The sequence below is a fragment of the bacterium genome (genome assembly GCA_036524115.1).
In the GTDB taxonomy this organism is placed as follows: Bacteria; JAUVQV01; JAUVQV01; order JAUVQV01; family DATDCY01; genus DATDCY01.
This window is the reverse complement of the sequence record DATDCY010000366.1, coordinates 1-19,279: the sequence shown is the minus strand read 5'-3', so window position 1 is coordinate 19,279 and position 19,279 is coordinate 1. Positions and strand designations below refer to the sequence as shown.

Here is a 19,279-nt window from a genome sequence, read left to right as displayed (position 1 = left end):
GGCGGCGCCTCACGCCGCCTCCGCGCTCAACCGGCCGCCCGGCAGCCTCCGCCCGCACCTTTCCCCTCGCGGGGCCGCGGACAGCGGCGCTCTCACGCGGGCAGCGGCTCCGCGGGCAGCGCCCCGCCGGCGGGCGCCCCGCCCCGGTGCTCGGCAAGGATGCGGTCGATGTCAGGCCCGTCGAGCACTTCCTTCTCGAGCAGCGCCCCCGCCAGCGCGTTGAGCCCGGCGACGTTCTCCTCGAGCAGCCGGCGCGCCTTGGCGTAGTTCTCCATGACGATGCGCTTGACCTCGGCGTCGATCTCCACGGCCGTCTGCTCGCTGTAGTCCTTGTGCTGGGCGATCTCGCGGCCGAGGAAGATCTGCTCGACCTTCTTGCCGAAGGTCAGCGGCCCCATGCGCTCGCTCATCCCCCACTCGCAGACCATCTTGCGCGCCAGATCCGTGGCGCGCTCGATGTCGTTGCCGGCACCCGTGGTCATGCGGTTGAAGACCAGCTCCTCGGCCGCGCGCCCGCCCATGAAGATCGCGATGTCGTTGACGAGGAACTCCCGCGGGTAGAGGTGCTTCTCGTCCATCGGCAGCTGCTGGGTCAGCCCGAGGGCGCGGCCCCGCGGGATGATCGTCACCTTGTGGATCGGGTCGGTGCCGGGGAGCATCCGCGCCACCAGCGCGTGCCCGCTCTCGTGGTAGGCGACGACCTTCTTCTCGTCCTCGCTGATGATCATGCTCCGGCGCTCGGCGCCCATGAGCACCTTGTCCTTCGCCATCTCGAAGTCCGACATCTCGACCTGCTTCTTGTCCGCGCGCGCCGCATGCAGCGCCGCCTCGTTGACGAGGTTGGCGAGGTCGGCGCCCGAGAAGCCCGGCGTGCCGCGCGCGATCACCGAGAGCGAGACGTCCGGCGCCAGCGGGATCTTCTGGGTGTGCACGCCGAGGATGCCCTCGCGCCCCTTGACGTCGGGGGCGGGGATCACGACCTGCCGGTCGAAGCGCCCGGGGCGCAGCAGCGCCGGGTCGAGCACGTCGGGGCGGTTGGTCGCCGCCACGAGGATCACGCCCTCGTTGGACTCGAAGCCGTCCATCTCGACGAGCAGCTGGTTGAGCGTCTGCTCGCGCTCGTCGTGGCCGCCGCCGAGGCCGGCGCCGCGGTGGCGCCCGACGGCGTCGATCTCGTCGATGAAGATGATGCACGGCGCGTGCTTCTTGCCCTGCTCGAAGAGGTCGCGCACGCGCGAGGCCCCGACGCCGACGAACATCTCGACGAAGTCCGAGCCGGAGATCGAGTAGAACGGCACCTTGGCCTCGCCGGCGATCGCCCGCGCGAGCAGCGTCTTGCCGGTGCCCGGCGGTCCGACGAGCAGCACGCCCTTGGGGATGCGGCCGCCGAGCTTCGTGAAGCGCTGCGGGTCGCGCAGGAAGTCGATGATCTCGCTGACCTCCTCCTTGGCCTCGTCGGCGCCGGCGACGTCCTTGAACGTCACCTTCTGCTGGCTCTCGGTCAGCAGCCGCGCCTTGCTCTTGCCGAAGGAGAGCGCCTTGGAGCCGCCCATCTGCATCTGGCGCATGAAGAAGATCCAGACCACGAGGAAGAGGACGAACGGCGCCGAATTGATGAGCAGGATCATCCAGATCGACTTCTCGTCGGGGGGCTTGGCGACTATCTTGACGCCCTTGGCCTTGAGCGACTTGATCAGGTCGGGGTCGTCGGGGAGGTAGGTGCGGAAGGCCGCGTTCCCCTCCTTGAGGGTCCCCTTGACGTTCTTCTCGCGGATCTCGACGTCGGCGACCTGGCCGGCCTCGATCTTCGAGACGAACTCCGAGTAGTCGAGGTCGACGACCTTCGCGCCGCTCGACTGGAAGAGGTTGAACAGGGTGACCATGATCAACCCGATGAGAAGCCAGAGCGCAAGGTTCTTGTAGAACGAGTTCACAGCGGTCGCCGCCCTCCTGTTTTCATCGCCATGCTCAAGTTTTCACAACATAGGGAATATTGTGAAAAAAGTCAATTGCTCGCTCGCACCCCATTTTCGGCACGCCAATTCCCGCAGGGCTTAGATGGAGATCTTCAGGAAAGGTTCGGGCGCGGGGCGCCGTCGACGAATTCCCGGAACCAGAGCTCGAGGAAGAGCAGCGTCCAGAGGCGGTAGCCGTGGTCCTGCTCCAGGCTGCGGTGCTCGCCGAAGAGCCGCTCGAGCGTTTCGCGGCGGAAGTAGCCGCGCTGGAGGGCGCGCGGCGAGAGCAGCAGGTCGCCGGCCATCTCGCCGAGGCCCCCGCGGAACCACTCGGCGACCGGCATGCCGAAGCCCATCTTGCGCCGGTACAGGATCTCGCGGGGCAGGTGCGGCTCGAGCGCCTTCTTGACGAGGTATTTCCCGGTCGCGCCGCGCAGCTTCAGCCCCGGCGGGCACGCTGCGGCGAACTCGAGGAGACGGTGGTCCAGGAACGGGGCGCGGGTCTCCAGCGCGTTGCCCATGCTCGCGATGTCGACCTTCACGAGGATGTCGTCGGGGAGGTACGAGTGCGTGTCGACGAAGAGCGTGCGGTCGAGGAACGCGGGCGCGTCGGCGCGCCGGTAGAGGTCCTCGACGAGGGCGACGGAATCCACCCCCGCCATGCGCGCGGCGAACCCGGGCGCGAGCAGCGCGGCCTTGGCGTCGTTCGCGAACATGCACAGGTAGCGCACGTACTGGCGCTCGCGCGAGGGGTCCGCCGTGGCGACGAAGCGCTTGAGCCGGCCGATGAAGCCGCGCGGGCGGCGCGTCCCGGGCAGGGCCTCGATGGCGCGGCGGATCAGGCCGTCGCGCAGGACGCGCGGCAGGCGCAGGTAGCCGGCGATGAGCCGGTCGGCGAGGTAGCGCTGGTAGCCGCCGAAGGCCTCGTCGCCGCCGTCGCCCGAGAGCGCGACGGTCACCGAGCGGCGCGTCAGCTCCGAGACGTACCAGGTCGGCACCGCGGAGGAGTCGCCGAAGGGCTCGCCGTAGTGGCGGACGAGCTTGGGCAACACGTCGAGGGCGCGCGGCTCGACGGTCAGCTCGGTGTGCTCGGTGCCGTAGCGGGCCGCGACCATCCGGGCGTAGCGCACCTCGTCGTAGTCGCGCACGGAGAAGCCGATCGAGAAGGTGCGCACCGGCGCCGCCCCCTCGTCGCTCATCACGGCGACGACGGCGCTGGAATCCACGCCGCCCGAGAGGAAGGCGCCGAGCGGCACGTCGCTCACCAGGCGCACGCGCACGGCCTCGCGGAAGATGTCGAGGAAGCGCTCCCGGTAGGCCGCGAGCGAGCCGAGGCGCAGCTTCGGGACGTAGTGCAGCTCCCACCAGCGCGCGGTGCGCACCCGGCCGTCCTCCCAGACGAGGAAGTGCGCGGGCTCCAGCTTCTTCGCGCCGCGCCAGATGGTCAGGGGCGCGGGGACGAACTGGTACGTCAGGTAGTGGTGCAGCGCGGTCTCGTCGACGTCGCGGGGAAAGCCGGGAGCGGCGGCGAGGGAGGCCAGCTCGGAGGAGAAGGCCAGGTCGCCGTTGGCGGCGTGCGCGTAGACGAGAGGCTTCTTGCCGACGCGGTCGCGCGCCGCGAACAGCCGCCGGCGGCGGCGGTCCCAGATCGCGAAGGCGAACATGCCGCGCAGCGCCTCGAGGCAGCGCTCGCCGCGCTCCTCGTAGAGGTGGAGGATCACCTCGGTGTCGCTGTGCGAGCGGAAGGTGTGGCCGCCGCGCTCGAGGTCCGGGCGCAGGTCGCGGTAGTTGTAGATCTCGCCGTTGAAGACGATCTGCAGCGAGCCGTCCTCGTTGCCCATGGGCTGGTGGCCGGCGGGCGAGAGGTCGATGATGGCAAGGCGGCGATGGCCAAGGGCGACGCCGGGCTCGGCGAAGGTGCCGTGGTCGTCGGGACCGCGGTGCGCGAGCGCCTGGTTCATGCGCTCGATCGCGCCGGGCGGCACGGGCCGCGCCGGGTCGGCGAAGACGAGGCCGCAGATGCCGCACATGGTCAGGGGATGATACCCGATCCCCCCGTCTTCGTGCCGGGCCCCGGACGGGGGCGCCCGTTCACTTATGTCGCGCCGCGGCTGCTCCCATGGAAGCCGCTGTCACTCGGCGAGCGCGACAGCCAGGTCGCCGGCCTCCTCAACGCGCCACACGCGGGGCCGGCTCCCTATGGCCGTTCACGGGCGCCCCCGTCCTGGGCCCTGTGCCTGGGCTGGTGATTCTCGAAACCACTCCCTCGATCTCAGCCTCGAGACATCCGCTCCCAGGCCTCCACCGGGCCGGGCACGACGCGAAAAATCGGGTGCGGGACGGGACGCGCCCGCGCGCCGAGGCCGGCGAGCCACTCCGGCGCGCGCACCCGCAGCTTGTTCGCGAGGTGCTCCCACTCGTAGTCGAGCTGCCCGCGCGTGACCGCGATCGGCTCGGCGCGCCCGGCGGCGACGATCCTGCCCGCATCGAACTGATAGCCACGGCGGGCCGCCTCCTCGTGCACGCCGCGCAGATAGGCCGCGATCGCTCCCGCCGGCGAGCGCGTCTCGCGGAATCGGGTCAACTGGGGGTGGTACCGGTACCCGCGCGTGCGTCCGAGCAGGACGGCCTGCGCCAGCAACGCCTCGCGCCAGAGCGCGACGAGACCCTGCGCGTCCAGGCAGCGCGAATGCAGGCTCCAGAGGCGCACCGCGTGACTCTACCATAGGGCTCCTGCCTGGAGCCGTCAGGTGCCCTACGAGATCGCCGCATCTGCACTCAGGAACAAGCACGCAACCGGCAGGTTGAAGGACCTGGCCGACGCCAAGCGGCTGGCGAAAGACGAATAGTCTGTCGCCTGCTCAGCAGGTTGGGCCGTCCTCCTCGTCGTCGTCGGCTGCCGGGAGGGCGGGCCCCTCGTCCGCGACCTCGTCGACCCGCAGCAGCACGACGTCGCCCATCCGCTCGGTCGTGATCAGGAACCGGACGCGCCTGCCGCCGCTGAGGGCCGGCAGGTCAGGGTAGGCCGCGACGCGGACATGGGGCTGGCCCGAGTCCAGGGTCGAGCGCACGGTGAGCCGGATCGTGCAGGTCCGGCAGTGAAGGGTGTTGCCGCAGCCCCCCGGCAGCTCGGCGTGCCGACAGCCGAGGGCATCCCCGCCGAGACGATCCTCGATCTCCGACGGGGTCTTACCGAGCAGGGCGAGAGCGGTCGCGTTGCCGGTCACGACCCGCGTCGCCGCGTTCACGATGAAGACCGGCTCCGCGAAACGGTCGAGGAACTGCCGCAGCGGCAGCGTGCGGGGCGAGAACTCCCGCCGCGCGCAGTCGCCGCAGATGCCGTGGGTGATCGGGGCATCGTCGGCCGCGCTCCCCGCGCGGCCCAGCTCCCGCCTACACCACGCGCAGACTCTCCGCATCGCACGCTCCCGCCGCTAGTGTCTCGTCCCGAAGGTCATGCCCCGAAATCCCCCCTGCCCCCCTTTGCCAAAGGGGGGAGAAGTGGATCGGACGGCCGGCTGTCTCCTGCCGCCGGAGCACCCGTCTGGCGACGACCGGAATCGGCATCGCCCCCGAGGCGAGATGCTAGTCCGAGAAGTCCCCGGCCGGGCCCTTGTCGCCGGCGAGCGCCTTCGCCTTCTGCGCGATCTTCTCCGGCGTCCACGCGGCCGGGTCCTCGATGCGCGCGCACTTCGGGCCCAGGTCGTGCGAGCCGGCCTTGAGGATCGCCTCGACGCCGAGCGGCGCCGTGTCCTTGGCGTTGAAGACGTCCACGAGCAGGTGGTAGGTGAAGTCCTCGACCGCCTGCGCCATGCGCTCGCGCACCTCGCGCGGCTGGCCGAGCAGCACGTTCTCGAAGGGGAGGTTGAGCTTCTTGTAGTCCCCCTTCTTCCAGCCCTTCTCCTTGGCGAAGGCGACCATCTTCGCCCAGGCCTCCTCGGTCACGCCCTGGCCCGGGACCTTGATGAACTCGCCGTTGGCGTCCAGCTCCGCGTTGCCGTAGTCGTTGACCTTCACGCCCCAGGAGATCATCTGCAGCGCGGTGGCGACGTTGGCCTTGGTCGTGTGCGTCTGGGAGGCGATCTGCCGCAGCCGCTCGCTGGAGTTGCCGGAGGTGCCGTGCTGCGCCCCCGAGACCTTGTACTTCGCGATGGCCTCGTGGATGGAAGCCGTGAGGCCGACCTGGATGCCCGCGTCCGAGGCCTCGATGCCGTGGGTCGTGCCGTTGTTCAGCGCGATCCAGTTGGGCGAGATGCCGTGGGCGTTGAGGCCGGCGACGAGGAAGACCGCCTCCTCCTTGTTGGAGAGCCCCTCCTTGCCCTTGATCTCGCCCTGCTCGGTCTCGAGCCCCGCCCACGCCGGGACGTACCTGTTCAGCTCGATGCTCGCCAGCAGGTTCCGGTCGTCCGGCATGTGGCTGGCGTCGATGGCGATCGAGGTCGTGCCGGCTTCGAACATCGAGGGGATCTCGACGCGGGCCTTCTCGATGTCAGTGTCGTTCTTGATGCCGTAGTGGTCGGCGTGGACCGCCACCGGCACCGTCACGCCGAGCGCGTTCGCGCAGCCGTCGACGAAGGTCGCGATGTTCCACGAGGAGACGGCGCAGTAGGCGGCCGCCCCGCCCTCGGACTTGGCGATCTCGACGATGACCGCCGCGTTCGCGCGCTGGGCCGCGCGCAGCACCCCGGGGATCGTGAACCAGTTGCGCGCGTTGGCGGCGATCGTCATCGCCTTGCCCTTGGCGATCATCGCCTGATCGATCACCTTGCCGCTGACGAGGAGCGCCCGCGAGTTCGGGAAGAGCTTCACGACGTTGGGCGGACGGCCGACCTGGAGCGCCTTTTCGAAGTCCTTCACCGGGATGTTCGCCATGGGATCCTCCTCAGCGGCCGACGGGCCGGATCAGTCGCACAAGTATCGGCCCAGCGAAGCTGTGAAATCAAGCACGTCGTGCGGGCGGCGGGATGTGCGCCGCCCCTCCGCCCGGAAGATTCCAGGACCCGCGCCGGCGCCGGTTGCCGGCCCCGTCAGCTCGTCACGATCGGCGAAGCCTTCTCGTCGAAGGGGTTCGTCCGGATCGCCAGCGAGAACAGGTACGGGTAGTTCAGCTTGAGGTAGTGCAGGTGATCGAGCCACTGGTGGACCAGCAGCCCGTAGATGCGCTGCACGTCCACCCCCAGGTGCTCCTGGTCGGCCGGCGGCAGCTCCGCGAGCTTGTGGCGGTGCGTCAGCTCCTCCGCCAGGTGGAAGACCGCGAGCAGCAGGTCGGTGAACAGCTCGTGCTCCACCAGCGCGGGGTTCTCGAGCAGCCGCAACAGGAACGAGCGCTTCGAGGTCAGGACGCCGCGCAGGTGCTCGAAGTCGAGCTGCGCGGCGTCCACGTGGTAGTCGTAGCCGCGGATGCGGTCGGCGACGGCGTGGAACTGCTCGTCCGTCCAGTCGCCGCTGACGACGAGGTCCCCCTTGATCTGCTCGAGCCGGAGGTCGAAATCCGAGAAATAGACGAGCAGCGTGTTGCCGATCTCGGCGAAGAACGCGCCGATGACCATGTTCAGCTTCTCCGCCCGCACGCGGCGCTCGCGGCGGGTCAGCAGCACCTCGGTCAGGCTCGCCACCATGCCGCCGAAGAGCCCGGTGCCGGTGAGGATGGTCAGGATCGCCATCATCTTGCCGGCGGTGGACTCGGGGTGGATGTCGCCGTAGCCGACGGTCGTGACGGTGACCATCGTGAAGTAGAGCGCGTCCGTGAAACTGCGCCCCTCCACGGCCATGAACGCCAGCGTCCAGAACAGGATCAGCAGGAGCAGCGCGACGACGAAGAACTGCAGCCGCGCGACGAGGGCGTCGGGCTTGCGGTGCGCTGCCGTGTGCGACCTCATCGTGCCTCCGGGTCCGTCTGCCGGTGCCTACCTTACCCGCTTTCGGCTGTCCGTGCGAAGCGCCCCGCCGGGCGATGGGCGGCGCTCAGTACCCCAGAGCGCGCAGCCTATCCCGCGCGCCGAGGACCTGCTCGCGCGCCACGTCCGGGCGGATCTCCAGGATGCGCAGCGCGTCCGCCGGCAGGTGGCCCAGCAGCGCCGCGAAGTCGGCCTCGCCGGTCCCCGGCGCCAGGTGGTCGTCGCCGCCGCGGATGTCGTGCAGGTGCGCCCCCGCAAGCTGCGGGCCGTACGACTCCAGCCACTGGCGCTGCGTGCCGACGCCGAGCCGCTCCAGGTTCAGCGCGTGCCCGACGTCGTGCCAGGCGCGCACCGCGCCGCCGGCGAACTCGCGCAGGATCGCCCCCGTCTCCCCGTGGCTCGGGATCTCGTGGGGATGGTAGCGGTTCTCGACGCCGAGGAGCAGGCCGCGGCGCACCGCCTCCCGGTTGAGCCGCTCCAGCGAGCGCAGCACCGCGTCCAGGTGCGCCGCGGTCAGGCGCTCGCGCTCGGCGAGCACCGCGGACACTGCGGCGCGCAGCTCCGGCGACACCGGCCCCGGCTCGGCCGCCAGGCGGCGGTACTCCGCGAGCAGTTCCCTGTCGACGGGCACCCGTCCCAGGTGCAGCACGACCGCCCGCGCGCCGAGGCGCTCGGCCGCCTCGAGCGTCGCCAGGCCGTGGCGCACCGCAGCTTCCCGCTCCTCGCGGTCGCTCGAAGAGAAGAGAAAGGCATTGGCGCCGGCGCCCTCGCTGCCGGCGACCCCGGGGTTCGGGAAGAAGGCGTGGACGCTGAAGACCGGCACCTCGCGGCCCGGGCGCCGGCCCATCTGGCGCAGCGTCTCCGCGCGGACGCGGTACTCCAGCTCGACGCCGTCGAAGCCGAGCGCGGCCAGCTCGTCGAGCAGCCGGCCGCCGTCGGCGATCGCCTTGGAATAGTAGACGCTGGATATGCCGAGCACCGATGCACCCCTCCGTGATCGGCTTGGGTGCCCGAGTCGTTCGGGAGCGGATTCTTTCGTTCTGGCAAGGCAGCCGGGAAGGGCGCGCGGAGGCGGGCTGGTGCCCGCCGCACAAGCAGCCCTCCCGGCAACGCCGCCAGGGCGGAAGAAGCCCTCCCGGCGACCCGGGCCCTTTAGATGAACAGCGTGATCGCCGCCTCCGCCGCGTAGCCGAGGAACGTGCCGGCGCCGGCGGTCTCCACGCCGTCGATCAGCTGCTCCTTCTTGATGCCCATGACGTCCATGCTCATCTGGCAGCCGAGCAGCTTCACGCCGCCCTCGACGCACATGTCGAGCAGCGCGGGGATGGTCGGCACCTTCTCCTTTGCCATCCAGCTCTTCATCATCATCGTGGCCATGGCGGTCATCCCGGGGAGCACGCCGATGATGTTCGGCACCGGCATCGGCATCGCGGGGTTCGCCAGCGGCGGCACCTTGAGGTGCTTGTTGTGCTCCTTGTGGATGATCTGCAGGCCGTAGAACGTGAAGAAGATCGCGCACTCCATGTCCATCGCACCGGCGGTGGAGGCGAGGATCAGCGGCATGTAGGCCATGTCCATCGAGCCCTTCGAGGCCACGATGGCCATGCGGTTGCGGCGGGCGGGCGCCCCCGGCACGACGCCGGCGGCGGCCAGCGCCTCCTGGACGCGCAGGTCGACGAGCTTCTGGATTTCCGGATCGAGAGTCGTCATGGTGCCCATTTCTTCCTCCTACTTCTTCTTGCGCAGGTAGTGCTTGAACTGCCCGGCCGCCGGTTCCTCCCAGCCGAGGTACTCGTTGCCGGTCTTCCCGGCCCAGCTCGCGAAGTCGTTCTTCGAGCCCGGGTCGGTCCCGAGGACCTCGAGGACCTGGCCGGCGCCGAGCGCCTCCATGGCCTTCTTGGCCTTCAGCAGGGGCATCGGGCAGCCCATGCCGCGGGCGTCGAGGGTCTGGTCGGGCTTGACGGTCTCTTTCAGGGTGCTCATGGGTTCTCCTCCTCGTTTTCCGCGCCGCGCGCCTTCAGCCGCGGCGGATGCAGTGAATGACCTTGACCACGCCGGGATCGGCGATCGAGTAGTAGACCTGCGCGCCCTCCCGGCGGCAGCCGAGCACGCCGCGGACACGCATCTGGCTGAGGTGCTGGGACGTCAGGGGCTGCGTCACGCCCAGCAGATCCTTGAGCTCGGTGACGCTGCGCTCGCCGGACTCGAGGATCTCGACGATCCGCAGCCTCACCGGGTGGGCCACCGTCTTGAGGACCTCGGCGGCGCGCTCGATGCGCTTCTGCTCGATCCTGGCGGCCGCTGGAGCCATCCTGTCCGTCGCGTTCATCGCTATATAAGGATATTCTAATATCTGTATTTGTCAAGTCCCCCGCGTCAGGTCGCCGCCACGCCCGCCCGCACCCGATCGCGGGCGACGCCGCGCACGGCGCCGCTCCAGTGCGTATATTGGGAACATGTGCCGCCGGCCCCGAATCTGCAACCCGCGCCGATCGTGAGCGCCCCCCGCGCGCAGACAGCCATGTTCTTCCTGGTCATCACGGCGATCTACACCGCCATCCACACCTACCTCTGGTGGTGCGTCACCCGCCAGCTCGGGCTCCGCGGGGCAGGCGCCCTCGCCGTCGGCCTCTTCTTCGCGCTGATGGTCTTCGCGCCCTTCCTCGGGCGGCTGCTGCGCGACGGCTCGGCGGCGCTCAGTGCGCTCGAGTTCGTGACCTTCGTCTGGATGGGCGCCGCTCTCTACCTGTTCGGGCTCAATCTCTGCGCCGACCTCTGGAACCTCGCCGCGGCGATCGGCCGCCACGTCGCCCCCGGCACGCCGCTGCCCGCCCTCGGCGGCCCCCGCCTCTTCCTCGGCATCGCGGCGGCGGCGGCCCTCATCGTCGGCTGGTCGGCGATCGAGGCGCAGAACATCCGCGTGCGGCGCCTGCGGGTCCCGACACCGCGCCTCGCGCCGGGGACCCCGCCCGTGCGCGTCGTCCAGGTCTCGGACGTGCACCTCGGGCTCCTCGCGGGCGAGCGGCGCCTCGCCGGCATCCTCCGGCGCGTTCGGGAGGCACGCCCCGACCTGCTCGTCGCCACGGGCGACATGCTCGACGCCGTCGGCGCCAACCTCGAGCCCCTCGCGGTGATGTGGCGGCAGATCACGCCGCCGCTGGGCAAGTACGCCGTGACCGGGAACCACGAGTACTACACGGGGATCCGCGGGGCCGTCGCCTTCCTCGGTGACGCCGGCTTCCGGGTGCTGCGCGACGAGACCGCCGCCATCCCGGGCGTGGCGAACCTCGTCGGCCTGGAGTACGTGGGGCCGCGCTCGCTTCAGGACCCGTCCGTCACCCAGCGCCCGCTGGCGCAGCTCGTCGCGGCGGGGGACCCCGCGCTGTTCACGCTGCTGCTCAAGCACCTGCCGACCGGGTTCGAGGAAGAGGCGGCGCCCCTCGGCGTCGGCCTGCAGCTCTCCGGCCACACCCACGACGGGCAGCTCTGGCCCTTCCGCTGGGTCGTGCGCCTCTCGTTCCGCCACACGGCGGGCGTGGTGCGCGCGGGGCAGGGCCTGCTCTACGTCAGCCGCGGCACCGGCACCTGGGGCCCCCCGCTGCGCTTCCTCGCACCGCCGGAAATCACGCTCTTCGAGCTGGTCCCCGCGGGGGGGGACCGAAATCCCCCTTGATCCCCCTGTGCCAAAGGGAAAGCCATGGCTGTCGAACCCGTGAACTACCAGGCGATCGTCGGCGCGACCGACTACCCGACGTTCGCGCGGCTGCTGCGCGACTCCGGCTGCCGTCGCTGCGCGCTGGCCGCGAACCGCACGCGGATCGTCGTCGACCGGGGCGACCACCGCGCCGGCATCCTGGCAATCGGCGAGGCCCCCGGCCGGCAGGAGGACCTCGCGGGCCGGGCCTTCGTCGGCCGCGCCGGCCGTCTGCTCGACGAACTGCTGCGGGAGGCGCGGATCGACCCCGACGCGGACGTGCTCATCACGAACCTCGTCAAGTGCCGCCCGCCCGCCAACCGCGTGCCCCGCCCCGACGAGGTCGCCGCCTGCCGGCCCTACCTGGAGCGCCAGCTCCGGCTCGTGCGACCGCACACCGTCCTGCTCCTCGGCGCCACGGCTCTGCGTCACTTCAGGCCGTCGGCGGGCGTCGCCCTCGGGGAGTCGGCCGGCCGCCGCTTCGCGCTGGAGGCCTGGCCGGGCGTCGCCTTCTGGCCGCTCTACCACCCCGCCTACCTGCTGCGCTCGCGGCGGAAGCGCCCGCTGGCCCTCGAGCACCTGGAGCGCATCCGCCGGAAAATCCCCCTTCCCTCCCCTGTGCCAGAGGGGGGCACGGGCCGCGGCGGCGCACCCGTGGCGCGCGGGTGAAGGTGCGTGTTATATTCCGTCCGCCACCAGATGCGAAAGGAGACATCTTCATGATCCGTTCCACGCTGCTGCTCGCCGCCGCCCTGCTGACCGTCGGCGCCACGATGGCGTTCGCCGCCCCCAAAGTCGAGAAGCCGACCCCGCCGACGAAGGAGGAGCTGGCGAAGTACGAGAAGGCGCGCGCGACGATCACCACGAAGTTCGGGAAGATCGTCGTCAAGTTCTTCCCCGACGTCGCCCCGATCCACGTCAAGAACTTCATCACGCTGGCCGAGGCCGGCTTCTACGACGGCACCCCGTTCCACCGCGTGATCCCCGGCTTCATGATCCAGGGCGGGGACCCGAGCGGCAACGGCACCGGCGGCCCGGGCTACACCATCCCGGCGGAGTTCTCGAAGGTCAAGAAGCACACCGCGGGCATCCTCTCGATGGCGCGCACCAACGACCCGAACAGCGCCGGCTCGCAGTTCTTCATCATGGTCGCGGCGGCGCCCTACCTCGACGGCCAGTACTCGATCTTCGGCGAGGTGGTCGAGGGGCTGGACGTCGTCAACAAGATCGTGAGCGTGCCGCGCAACCAGATGGACAAGCCGCTGGAGCCGGTGACCATGACCTCGGTCACCGTGGCCTACTAGCCCGGCAGGCCAGGCGGGCGGCAGGGAGGGGAGAAGCGCGATGCTCAAGAGCTACCTGGTGACGGTCGACGGCTCCGATTACTCGGCCGCCGCGGTGGGCTACGCCATCGCGCTCGCCCGGCGCGCCTCGGCGCGCATCACCCTGCTGTCGGTCGTCGACATCGTCTCGCTCGAGGGCCCGTTCCTCGCCGATCTCTCCGGGATCGTCGGGGTCGTGCCGTATCTCGACCTGCAGCAGCAGGTGCGCGACGCCCTCATCGAGAAGGCGCGCGTCATCCTCGAGACGCACGCCGCCACCGTGCGCGCCGCGGGCCTGGAGTGCGCCACGCGCTCCGAGACCGGCGTCGTCAGCCGCGTCATCTGCGACGCGGCGGCCTCCCACGACGCGATCGTCGCCGGCCGCCGCGGCGAGCACGCCAGCTGGAGCGGCTTCTTGCTCGGCTCGACCGTCGAGGAGGTGGTGCGCGGCTGCGCCAAGCCGGTGCTCGTCACGCCCCGGCAGGAGCGGCCGGTCACGCGCATCCTCGCCGCGTACGACGGCAGCCGCACCGCCAACCGCGCCCTCGGCCTGGCGGCGACGCTCGCGGCGGGCCTGGATCTGCCGCTGGTGGTGGTCTGCGTCTCCTCCGACGAGCGCGAGGGCCGGGCGACCCTCGGCGAGGCCGAGTCCTACCTCGAGCCGCACCGCCTGCGGGTCAAGGCGCTGCTCGAGAGCGGCTCGCCCGTCGAGGGGATCCTCCAGGTGGCCCAGCGCGAGGCCTGCGACCTGATCATCATGGGGGCCTACGGCCACAGCCGCGTGCGCGAGCTGATCGTCGGCAGCACGACCGACGGCATCCTGCGCGCGGCCACGGACCCGGTCCTGCTCTACCGCTAGGCCGGCGCGCCGGGCGCGAGCGCCTGCAGATGGGTCCGTCCCCGCGCCCGTTCGACCCCGTCGCGGTCCGCCGGCTCCTGGAGGCCGAGCTGGGCCCCGACGCCATCGTCGCCGCCGCCGACGGCCTGGAGTCCTACGCGCGTGACGAGACCCCCTTCATCGCCGCGCCGCCCGACCTGGCCGTCCTCCCGCGCACCGCAGCCGAGGTCGCGGCGGTCCTGAAGCTGGCCACCGCGCACCGCTTCCCCGTCGTCCCCCGCGGCGCCGGCACCGGCGTGGTCGCCGGCGCGCTCGCGGTCGGCGGCGGCGTCGTCCTCTCGCTGGAGCGGATGAACCGCATCCTCGAGATCGACGCCGGCAACATGATGGCGGTCGTCGAACCGGCCGTGATCACCGGTCAGCTCCAGCGCGAGGCGGCCGCCGTCGGGCTCTTCTACCCGCCCGACCCCCAGAGCGCGGACTCGTGCAGCATCGGCGGCAACGTCGCCACGGGCGCGGGGGGGCCGCGCGCCGTCAAGTACGGCGTCACGCGCGACTACGTCACCGGCTGCGAGCTGGTCGTGCCCACCGGCGAGATCCTCCCGCTCGGCGGCAAGATCGTGAAGTACGCCACCGGCTACCACCTGCTGGATCTCGTCATCGGCTCCGAGGGGACCCTCGGCGTGGTCACCCAGGTCACGCTGCGGCTGCTGCCGCTCCCCGGCCACCGCGCCTCGCTGCTGGTCCCCTTCGCGACGCTCGCGGAGGCCGCGGGGGCCGTCGCCGAGATCGTCCGGCGGCGGCTGCGGCCCGCCGCGATCGAATTCATGGACGCCGGCGCGATCGACGCCAGCCGCCGCTTCCTCGAGCGGGAAATGCGCTTCCCGGACGCCGGCGCGCACCTGGTCGTGGAGGTCGACGGGGACACCGCGGAGGCCGTCGCCGCAGCCTACGAGGCGATCGGCGAGTTGTGCCTCGCCCGCGGGGCGGCGGACGTGCTCGTCGCTGACGGCCGCGCCGAGCAGGAGGCGCTCTGGAAGGCGCGGCGCGTGGTCGGCGAGGCGGTCCGCAGCCAGAACCGGGACGTCGCCAAGCAGGACGTCGTCGTCCCGCGCATGGCGATCCCGGAGCTGGTCGCGCGCCTGCGGGAGATCGGCTCGCGGGCGGGCGCCCCCGTGATCTGCTTCGGGCACGCCGGCGACGGCAACGTCCACGTCAACATCCTCGCGGGGCAGCTCGAGGGCGAGGCCTGGGCGCGGGCGAAGGCCGAGGTCTTCCCGGCGCTGATCCGCGAGGTCTACCGCCTCGGGGGGGTGCTCTCGGGCGAGCACGGCATCGGCTGGCTCAAGAAGACGGAGCTGGCGGGCGTCCTCCCGGCGCGGCACCTGGAGATCATGCGCGGCATCAAGCGGGTCTTCGATCCGGCCGGCATCCTCAATCCGGGAAAGGTTTTCGATTCCCTTTCCTGATGGAACCAAGTATCGTTGTCAGGATGACGCCGCTACCGACGCTGACGATCAAGGGCAAGCGCCTCCCCCTGCCGATCGTCCAGGGAGGCATGGGGGTCGGCGTCTCGCTCGCCCCCCTGGCCAGCGCGGTCGCGGCGGCCGGCGGGCTCGGGATCCTCTCCAGCGCCTGCCTCGACCGGCTGGTCTCCAAGCGCTCGGGCAAGAAGACCAACACCTACGACGCCGTCTACGAGGAGGTCTCGCTCGCCAAGGCGCGGGGGGGCTTCGCCGGCATCAACATCATGGTCGCCCTCCAGCGCGACTACGAGGCCTCGGTGCGCGGGGCGATCGACGCGAAGGCCGACGTCATCATCTCGGGCGCCGGGCTGCCGCTGACGCTGCCGGCCATCCAGAAGCCGGGCGACACCGCGCTGGTGCCGATCGTCTCCTCGGGGCGCGCGCTGGACCTGATCTGCCGGCGCTGGGAACGCCAGGGCCAGCGCCCGGACGCGGTCGTGCTCGAGGGACCACTCGCCGGCGGGCACCTCGGCTTCCGCATGGACCAGGTCGACCTGCCGGAGAACACCCTCGAGGCGCTGCTGCCCGAGGTCAAGGAGTCCGCGCGCCGCCACGGCGACTTCCCGGTCATCGTCGCCGGCGGAATCTACACGAACGAGGACATCCGGCGCTTCCTGGCGCTGGGCGCCGACGGGGTGCAGATGGGCACGCGGTTCCTCGCCACGGAGGAGAGCTCGGCGACGGCGGCCTACAAGCAGGCGGTCGTCGACGCGGCGCAGGACGACATCCTCGTCGCGCACGACCCCGGCTCGCCCTGCGGCCTGCCCTTCCGGGTGCTCAAGGACTCGCCGATGTACATCTCGGCCCTGGCGCGCAGGCGCCCGCCGAAGTGCGACAAGGGCTACGTGCTGCTCAAGGACGAGAAGGGGAACTTCACGCGGTGCCCGGCCAAGGAGAGCAACGAGCACCACTTCTGCATCTGCAACGGCCTGCTCAGCTCGGCCGGGTACAACCCGGACAAGGAGGAGCCGATCTACACCGTCGGCGCGACCGCCTGGCGCGTCGACCGGATCCTCCCGGTCAGGGACCTGATGGCGGAACTGTCGGGCTGATTTGCCTGGGTCACTCGGGAGGCCCTGGCGCGCCCCGGCTGTGTTGCTTCTTGCGCTGCTTGTGCGGCGGGCACCAGCCCGCCTCCGCGCGCGCTCGGCGCTGCCTTGCCGGGACGCACCATGACGCTCCCGCCTGACCCAGGCAGCCTGTTACGAAATCGGAAAAAGCCGATGTCGCCCGCGAAAGGGGCTACAGGGAAGATCCGACCCCGGAGCGGGGGACGGTGCCCTAGACGGAGACGACCTCCTTCACCTCGGGAATCTGCTGCTTCAGGTACCGCTCGATCCCCTGCTTGAGCGTCATCTGCGACATCGGGCAGCCGGCGCACGCACCGACGAGCTTGACCTTCACGACGCCGTCCTCGCCCACCGAGACGAGCTTCACATCGCCGCCGTCGGCCTGGAGCGAGCCACGGATCTGATCGAGCGCCTTTCTCACCTTCTCTTCCATCGCGTATCCTTTCTCGTTGGTGCACGTTTCTGGTACTATCGACGAGCAGGAGGATAGATGTCAACACGCTCGAGACGATTCACGTCCGGCGCCGCGATCCTGCTGTCCCTCCCGTTCCTGACCGGCGGCTGCGCGACGGGACCCACCGCCACCATCCGCGGCGGCGGTCCCGGCATGGCGAGCGTCAAGCTGGAGCCCTACAACGGCCCGAAGGCCCGGATCGCCGTCGCCAAGTTCGAGGACAAGACCTCCAAGGGCGCGGCCGAGATCGGCGACGGCCTGGCGACGATGCTCACGACCGCCCTGGTCAACAGCGGACGCTTCATCGTCCTGGAGCGCGAGGACCTCGGCGAGGTGCTGCGCGAGCAGGACCTCGGCGCGACCGGGCGCGTGAAGGCCGGCACCGAAGCGCCGATCGGTGAGATCGAGGGCGCGGAAGTCCTCGTCATCGGCACCGTGACCGGCTTCGAGCCGGAGGCCATGGGCCTCGGCGGCGGGATCATCGGGCTCGGGACCCTCGTCGGCACCGCGCTGCTCAACCAGAAGAACCATCACATCCCGATCGCCGCGGCGACGTACAAGGAGTCGTCCATCGCCATCGATGTGCGCGCCCTGGACGCCGCGACCTCCCGGGTGCTCTTCACGACGTCGATCGAGTCCAAGGGGATCGACTGGGGCGGCGGCATCATCGGCGTGATCGGCGGCGGCCACACGCGCCTGCCGCTGGCCTTCGGCGGCTTCCAGAACGCGGCGACCGAGCAGGCCGTGCGCAAGGCCATCGACCTGGCCGTCGCAGAACTGGCGCGGCGCACGCCCGTCGAGTACTTCCACTACCGCCCCGACGACTTCGCCGCGGCGCGCATGGCCGCGTTCGCCTACCTCGACCTGCCCGGGCTGACGGGCGAGCAGTTCGCCGAGCCGGGCGTGCGCGTCGCCTCCACACCGGCGGAGTGGGCGGCGCTCGCGCCACAGCTCGGCCTCGCGGAGAACGCCGCGCCTCCCGTGGACTTCTCGGTGCAGCGGGTGGCGGCGGTCCTCGGCGGCGCGCAGCGAGGGCCCGGCTGGACCGTCTCGGTGGAGAAGGCCGTCGCCACCCCGGACCGGGTCGAGCTGACGGCGGCGCTCGCCCCGCCCCCCGAGGACGCGCCGCAGATGAAGGCGACGCCGGCGCTGGCGCACCCGATGGCCCTCGTGCGGCTGGAAAAGGGCGCGCCCGTCACGCTCGTCTGGGAGACGGCCCCCTGAGCTGATCCGCCCGCAGGTTTGCATGATCGTCCGCGAGATCGAAGCCAAGGCCATCCTCTCCAAGTCCGCGATCCAGGACTGGACGCTCAACGCCTACGTCGGCTGCGCCCACGACTGCCGCTACTGCTACGCGCGGTTCATGAAGCGCTTCACCGGCCACCAGGAGCCGTGGGGCACGTTCGTCGACGCCAAGGTCAACGCCCCGGAGCTGCTGGCGCGCGAGATCCTGCGCAAGAAGAAGGGCCGCGTCTGGGTCAGCGGCGTATGCGACGCCTACCAGGAGATCGAGCGCCGCTACCGCCTCACCCGGCGGTGCCTGGAGATCCTCGTGCGCAACGGCTGGCCGGTCACGATCCAGACCAAGTCGCCGCTGGTCCTGCGCGATCTCGACCTGCTGCGCGCCGCGGCCGACATCGAGGTCGGCTTCACCATCACCACCGCGCTCGAGCGCATCCGCCGGATCTTCGAGCCGGGGGCGCCGCCGGTGGCGCGGCGCGTCGAGGCGCTCGCGACGTTGCACGCGGCGGGCGTGCCGACGTTCGTCATGGTCGCCCCGCTGCTGCCCGGCGCCGATGGGCTCGCGGACCTGCTCAAGGGCAAGGTCGACCACGCGCTGATCGACCGCTACAACTACCACTACGCCGACCGGACGTACCGCGAGCGCGGGCTGGACTGGGCGATGCGCGAGGAGTTCTTCGAGGAGAAGGGCGAGCTGCTGCGCGCCGCGTTCGAGCGCGCCGGCATCCCCTGCCGGAAGCTGTACTGAGGGTGCCGCCGGCGCGAGCGCGGGGCCGACCGGCCCCGGTCAGCGACTTCAGGTGGTGGTGCGGCAGCTCGAGCGCTGGGCCTGGGCCTTGCGGCGGTCGGCGTCGAGGTGGCAGCGCTTGTACTTCTCGCCGCTGCCGCACCAGCAGGGCTCGTTGCGACCCGGCGCGGCGCCGGGAACGGGGCGCGACGAGGACCCGAAGGCGGCGCCGATCTTCCCGAACATGCTCATGCGGGCATTGGATGATCGGGGGGCGGGGTCGATTCGGGGGCAGAGCGCGGGAACTACGATCCCATGCTCAGGACTCTGCCACTTCCCCCGCCGGGGGCTCCGGCAAGCGCTCGCGCCCGTAGAGCCTGTGCATCTTCGCCACCCAGTCCTCCAGACGCCACGCCGGCAGCCCGTGGCCCCATCCGACGTCGTAGCACTCAATTTCCCAGGCCAGGGGATCGGTCAGACCGCGCCTTCGCCACATCGCTTCACAGACAGTGCAACAGTGGCAGGCGCCGTCTTCGGGCGCGAGCGCATGGCGC

21 protein-coding genes are annotated in these 19,279 nt (G+C 70.9%); 8 read left to right on the top strand and 13 right to left on the bottom strand.

Annotation, left to right across the window (positions count from 1 at the left end):
* Window positions 1-92 precede the first annotated feature (92 nt).
* The 10 genes from ftsH to VI078_17830 form a co-directional block, all read right to left on the bottom strand.
* On the bottom strand, window positions 93-1,934 hold the full coding sequence (gene ftsH, locus VI078_17875) for an ATP-dependent zinc metalloprotease FtsH (GenBank protein HEY6001158.1): 1,842 nt from the start codon (window positions 1,932-1,934) through the stop codon (window positions 93-95).
* Between the two features lie 134 nt (window positions 1,935-2,068).
* Window positions 2,069-3,985: an asparagine synthase (glutamine-hydrolyzing) gene (gene asnB / locus VI078_17870; protein ID HEY6001157.1), complete on the bottom strand. Its 1,917-nt coding sequence runs from the start codon at window positions 3,983-3,985 to the stop codon at window positions 2,069-2,071.
* Window positions 3,986-4,227: 242 nt separating this feature from the next.
* Window positions 4,228-4,665: a pyrimidine dimer DNA glycosylase/endonuclease V gene (locus VI078_17865; GenBank protein ID HEY6001156.1), complete on the bottom strand. Its 438-nt coding sequence runs from the start codon at window positions 4,663-4,665 to the stop codon at window positions 4,228-4,230.
* A 151-nt stretch (window positions 4,666-4,816) separates the two neighbouring features.
* On the bottom strand, window positions 4,817-5,374 hold the full coding sequence (locus tag VI078_17860) for a hypothetical protein (protein HEY6001155.1): 558 nt from the start codon (window positions 5,372-5,374) through the stop codon (window positions 4,817-4,819).
* A 166-nt stretch (window positions 5,375-5,540) separates the two neighbouring features.
* Window positions 5,541-6,827, bottom strand: coding sequence for a class II fructose-bisphosphate aldolase (locus VI078_17855; GenBank protein HEY6001154.1), 1,287 nt, complete (start codon window positions 6,825-6,827; stop codon window positions 5,541-5,543).
* 155 nt (window positions 6,828-6,982) lie between these two features.
* Complete coding sequence (locus VI078_17850; protein ID HEY6001153.1) at window positions 6,983-7,834, bottom strand: potassium channel family protein; 852 nt, start codon at window positions 7,832-7,834, stop codon at window positions 6,983-6,985.
* A gap of 85 nt (window positions 7,835-7,919) precedes the next feature.
* The gene (locus tag VI078_17845; protein HEY6001152.1) at window positions 7,920-8,831 is read right to left on the bottom strand and encodes a TIM barrel protein; all 912 of its coding nucleotides are present in this window, start codon (window positions 8,829-8,831) and stop codon (window positions 7,920-7,922) included.
* Window positions 8,832-9,004: 173 nt separating this feature from the next.
* Window positions 9,005-9,457 carry a DsrE/DsrF/DrsH-like family protein gene (locus tag VI078_17840; GenBank protein HEY6001151.1) on the bottom strand — a complete coding sequence of 151 codons (453 nt, stop codon included), beginning with the start codon at window positions 9,455-9,457 and terminating at the stop codon, window positions 9,005-9,007.
* A 123-nt stretch (window positions 9,458-9,580) separates the two neighbouring features.
* The gene (locus VI078_17835; protein HEY6001150.1) at window positions 9,581-9,835 is read right to left on the bottom strand and encodes a sulfurtransferase TusA family protein; all 255 of its coding nucleotides are present in this window, start codon (window positions 9,833-9,835) and stop codon (window positions 9,581-9,583) included.
* A 34-nt stretch (window positions 9,836-9,869) separates the two neighbouring features.
* Window positions 9,870-10,181: a metalloregulator ArsR/SmtB family transcription factor gene (locus VI078_17830; GenBank protein ID HEY6001149.1), complete on the bottom strand. Its 312-nt coding sequence runs from the start codon at window positions 10,179-10,181 to the stop codon at window positions 9,870-9,872.
* Window positions 10,182-10,373: 192 nt separating this feature from the next.
* On the opposite strand from VI078_17830, the gene VI078_17825 reads away from it, so the two are divergent.
* From VI078_17825 to VI078_17800, 6 genes are read left to right on the top strand one after another with little or no spacing between them, the layout of a single operon-like run.
* The gene (locus VI078_17825) at window positions 10,374-11,525 is read left to right on the top strand and encodes a metallophosphoesterase (GenBank protein HEY6001148.1); all 1,152 of its coding nucleotides are present in this window, start codon (window positions 10,374-10,376) and stop codon (window positions 11,523-11,525) included.
* Window positions 11,526-11,549: 24 nt separating this feature from the next.
* The gene (locus tag VI078_17820) at window positions 11,550-12,215 is read left to right on the top strand and encodes a uracil-DNA glycosylase (GenBank protein HEY6001147.1); all 666 of its coding nucleotides are present in this window, start codon (window positions 11,550-11,552) and stop codon (window positions 12,213-12,215) included.
* A 50-nt stretch (window positions 12,216-12,265) separates the two neighbouring features.
* Window positions 12,266-12,850 (top strand): peptidylprolyl isomerase, encoded by a 585-nt coding sequence (locus VI078_17815; protein ID HEY6001146.1) that lies wholly within the window; start codon window positions 12,266-12,268, stop codon window positions 12,848-12,850.
* Between the two features lie 40 nt (window positions 12,851-12,890).
* Entirely contained in the window at window positions 12,891-13,727 is an 837-nt protein-coding gene (locus VI078_17810) for a universal stress protein (protein ID HEY6001145.1), read from the top strand.
* A gap of 29 nt (window positions 13,728-13,756) precedes the next feature.
* Entirely contained in the window at window positions 13,757-15,175 is a 1,419-nt protein-coding gene (locus VI078_17805) for an FAD-linked oxidase C-terminal domain-containing protein (protein ID HEY6001144.1), read from the top strand.
* Between the two features lie 23 nt (window positions 15,176-15,198).
* The gene (locus tag VI078_17800) at window positions 15,199-16,284 is read left to right on the top strand and encodes a nitronate monooxygenase (GenBank protein ID HEY6001143.1); all 1,086 of its coding nucleotides are present in this window, start codon (window positions 15,199-15,201) and stop codon (window positions 16,282-16,284) included.
* Between the two features lie 229 nt (window positions 16,285-16,513).
* Here VI078_17800 and VI078_17795 read toward each other — a convergent pair whose 3' ends face one another.
* Complete coding sequence (locus tag VI078_17795; GenBank protein HEY6001142.1) at window positions 16,514-16,735, bottom strand: NifU family protein; 222 nt, start codon at window positions 16,733-16,735, stop codon at window positions 16,514-16,516.
* Window positions 16,736-16,792: 57 nt separating this feature from the next.
* On the opposite strand from VI078_17795, the gene VI078_17790 reads away from it, so the two are divergent.
* Window positions 16,793-17,980 carry a CsgG/HfaB family protein gene (locus VI078_17790; protein HEY6001141.1) on the top strand — a complete coding sequence of 396 codons (1,188 nt, stop codon included), beginning with the start codon at window positions 16,793-16,795 and terminating at the stop codon, window positions 17,978-17,980.
* Window positions 17,981-18,002: 22 nt separating this feature from the next.
* Entirely contained in the window at window positions 18,003-18,746 is a 744-nt protein-coding gene (locus VI078_17785; protein HEY6001140.1) for a radical SAM protein, read from the top strand.
* A 48-nt stretch (window positions 18,747-18,794) separates the two neighbouring features.
* Here the strand turns inward: VI078_17785 and VI078_17780 are convergent, their stop codons facing one another.
* Together VI078_17780 and VI078_17775 are read right to left on the bottom strand one after the other, a co-directional pair.
* On the bottom strand, window positions 18,795-18,977 hold the full coding sequence (locus tag VI078_17780) for an SEC-C metal-binding domain-containing protein (protein HEY6001139.1): 183 nt from the start codon (window positions 18,975-18,977) through the stop codon (window positions 18,795-18,797).
* A gap of 67 nt (window positions 18,978-19,044) precedes the next feature.
* A partial coding sequence (locus VI078_17775) for a hypothetical protein (protein HEY6001138.1) occupies window positions 19,045-19,279 on the bottom strand: 235 nt, incomplete at its 5' end.

Bases quoted from the DNA above. Each gene is read 5' to 3' on its own strand.
- asnB (HEY6001157.1), bottom strand. From the start codon at position 3,985: ATGTGCGGCATCTGCGGCCTCGTCTTCGCCGACCCGGCGCGGCCCGTG.
- VI078_17860 (HEY6001155.1), bottom strand. From the start codon at position 5,374: ATGCGGAGAGTCTGCGCGTGGTGTAGGCGGGAGCTGGGCCGCGCGGGG.
- VI078_17855 (HEY6001154.1), bottom strand. From the start codon at position 6,827: ATGGCGAACATCCCGGTGAAGGACTTCGAAAAGGCGCTCCAGGTCGGC.
- VI078_17850 (HEY6001153.1), bottom strand. From the start codon at position 7,834: ATGAGGTCGCACACGGCAGCGCACCGCAAGCCCGACGCCCTCGTCGCG.
- VI078_17840 (HEY6001151.1), bottom strand. From the start codon at position 9,457: ATGGCCATCGTGGCCTCGAAGGGCTCGATGGACATGGCCTACATGCCG.
- VI078_17835 (HEY6001150.1), bottom strand. From the start codon at position 9,835: ATGAGCACCCTGAAAGAGACCGTCAAGCCCGACCAGACCCTCGACGCC.
- VI078_17830 (HEY6001149.1), bottom strand. From the start codon at position 10,181: ATGAACGCGACGGACAGGATGGCTCCAGCGGCCGCCAGGATCGAGCAG.
- VI078_17825 (HEY6001148.1), top strand. From the start codon at position 10,374: ATGTTCTTCCTGGTCATCACGGCGATCTACACCGCCATCCACACCTAC.
- VI078_17820 (HEY6001147.1), top strand. From the start codon at position 11,550: ATGGCTGTCGAACCCGTGAACTACCAGGCGATCGTCGGCGCGACCGAC.
- VI078_17815 (HEY6001146.1), top strand. From the start codon at position 12,266: ATGATCCGTTCCACGCTGCTGCTCGCCGCCGCCCTGCTGACCGTCGGC.
- VI078_17810 (HEY6001145.1), top strand. From the start codon at position 12,891: ATGCTCAAGAGCTACCTGGTGACGGTCGACGGCTCCGATTACTCGGCC.
- VI078_17805 (HEY6001144.1), top strand. From the start codon at position 13,757: ATGGGTCCGTCCCCGCGCCCGTTCGACCCCGTCGCGGTCCGCCGGCTC.
- VI078_17800 (HEY6001143.1), top strand. From the start codon at position 15,199: ATGACGCCGCTACCGACGCTGACGATCAAGGGCAAGCGCCTCCCCCTG.
- VI078_17795 (HEY6001142.1), bottom strand. From the start codon at position 16,735: ATGGAAGAGAAGGTGAGAAAGGCGCTCGATCAGATCCGTGGCTCGCTC.
- VI078_17790 (HEY6001141.1), top strand. From the start codon at position 16,793: ATGTCAACACGCTCGAGACGATTCACGTCCGGCGCCGCGATCCTGCTG.
- VI078_17785 (HEY6001140.1), top strand. From the start codon at position 18,003: ATGATCGTCCGCGAGATCGAAGCCAAGGCCATCCTCTCCAAGTCCGCG.
- VI078_17780 (HEY6001139.1), bottom strand. From the start codon at position 18,977: ATGAGCATGTTCGGGAAGATCGGCGCCGCCTTCGGGTCCTCGTCGCGC.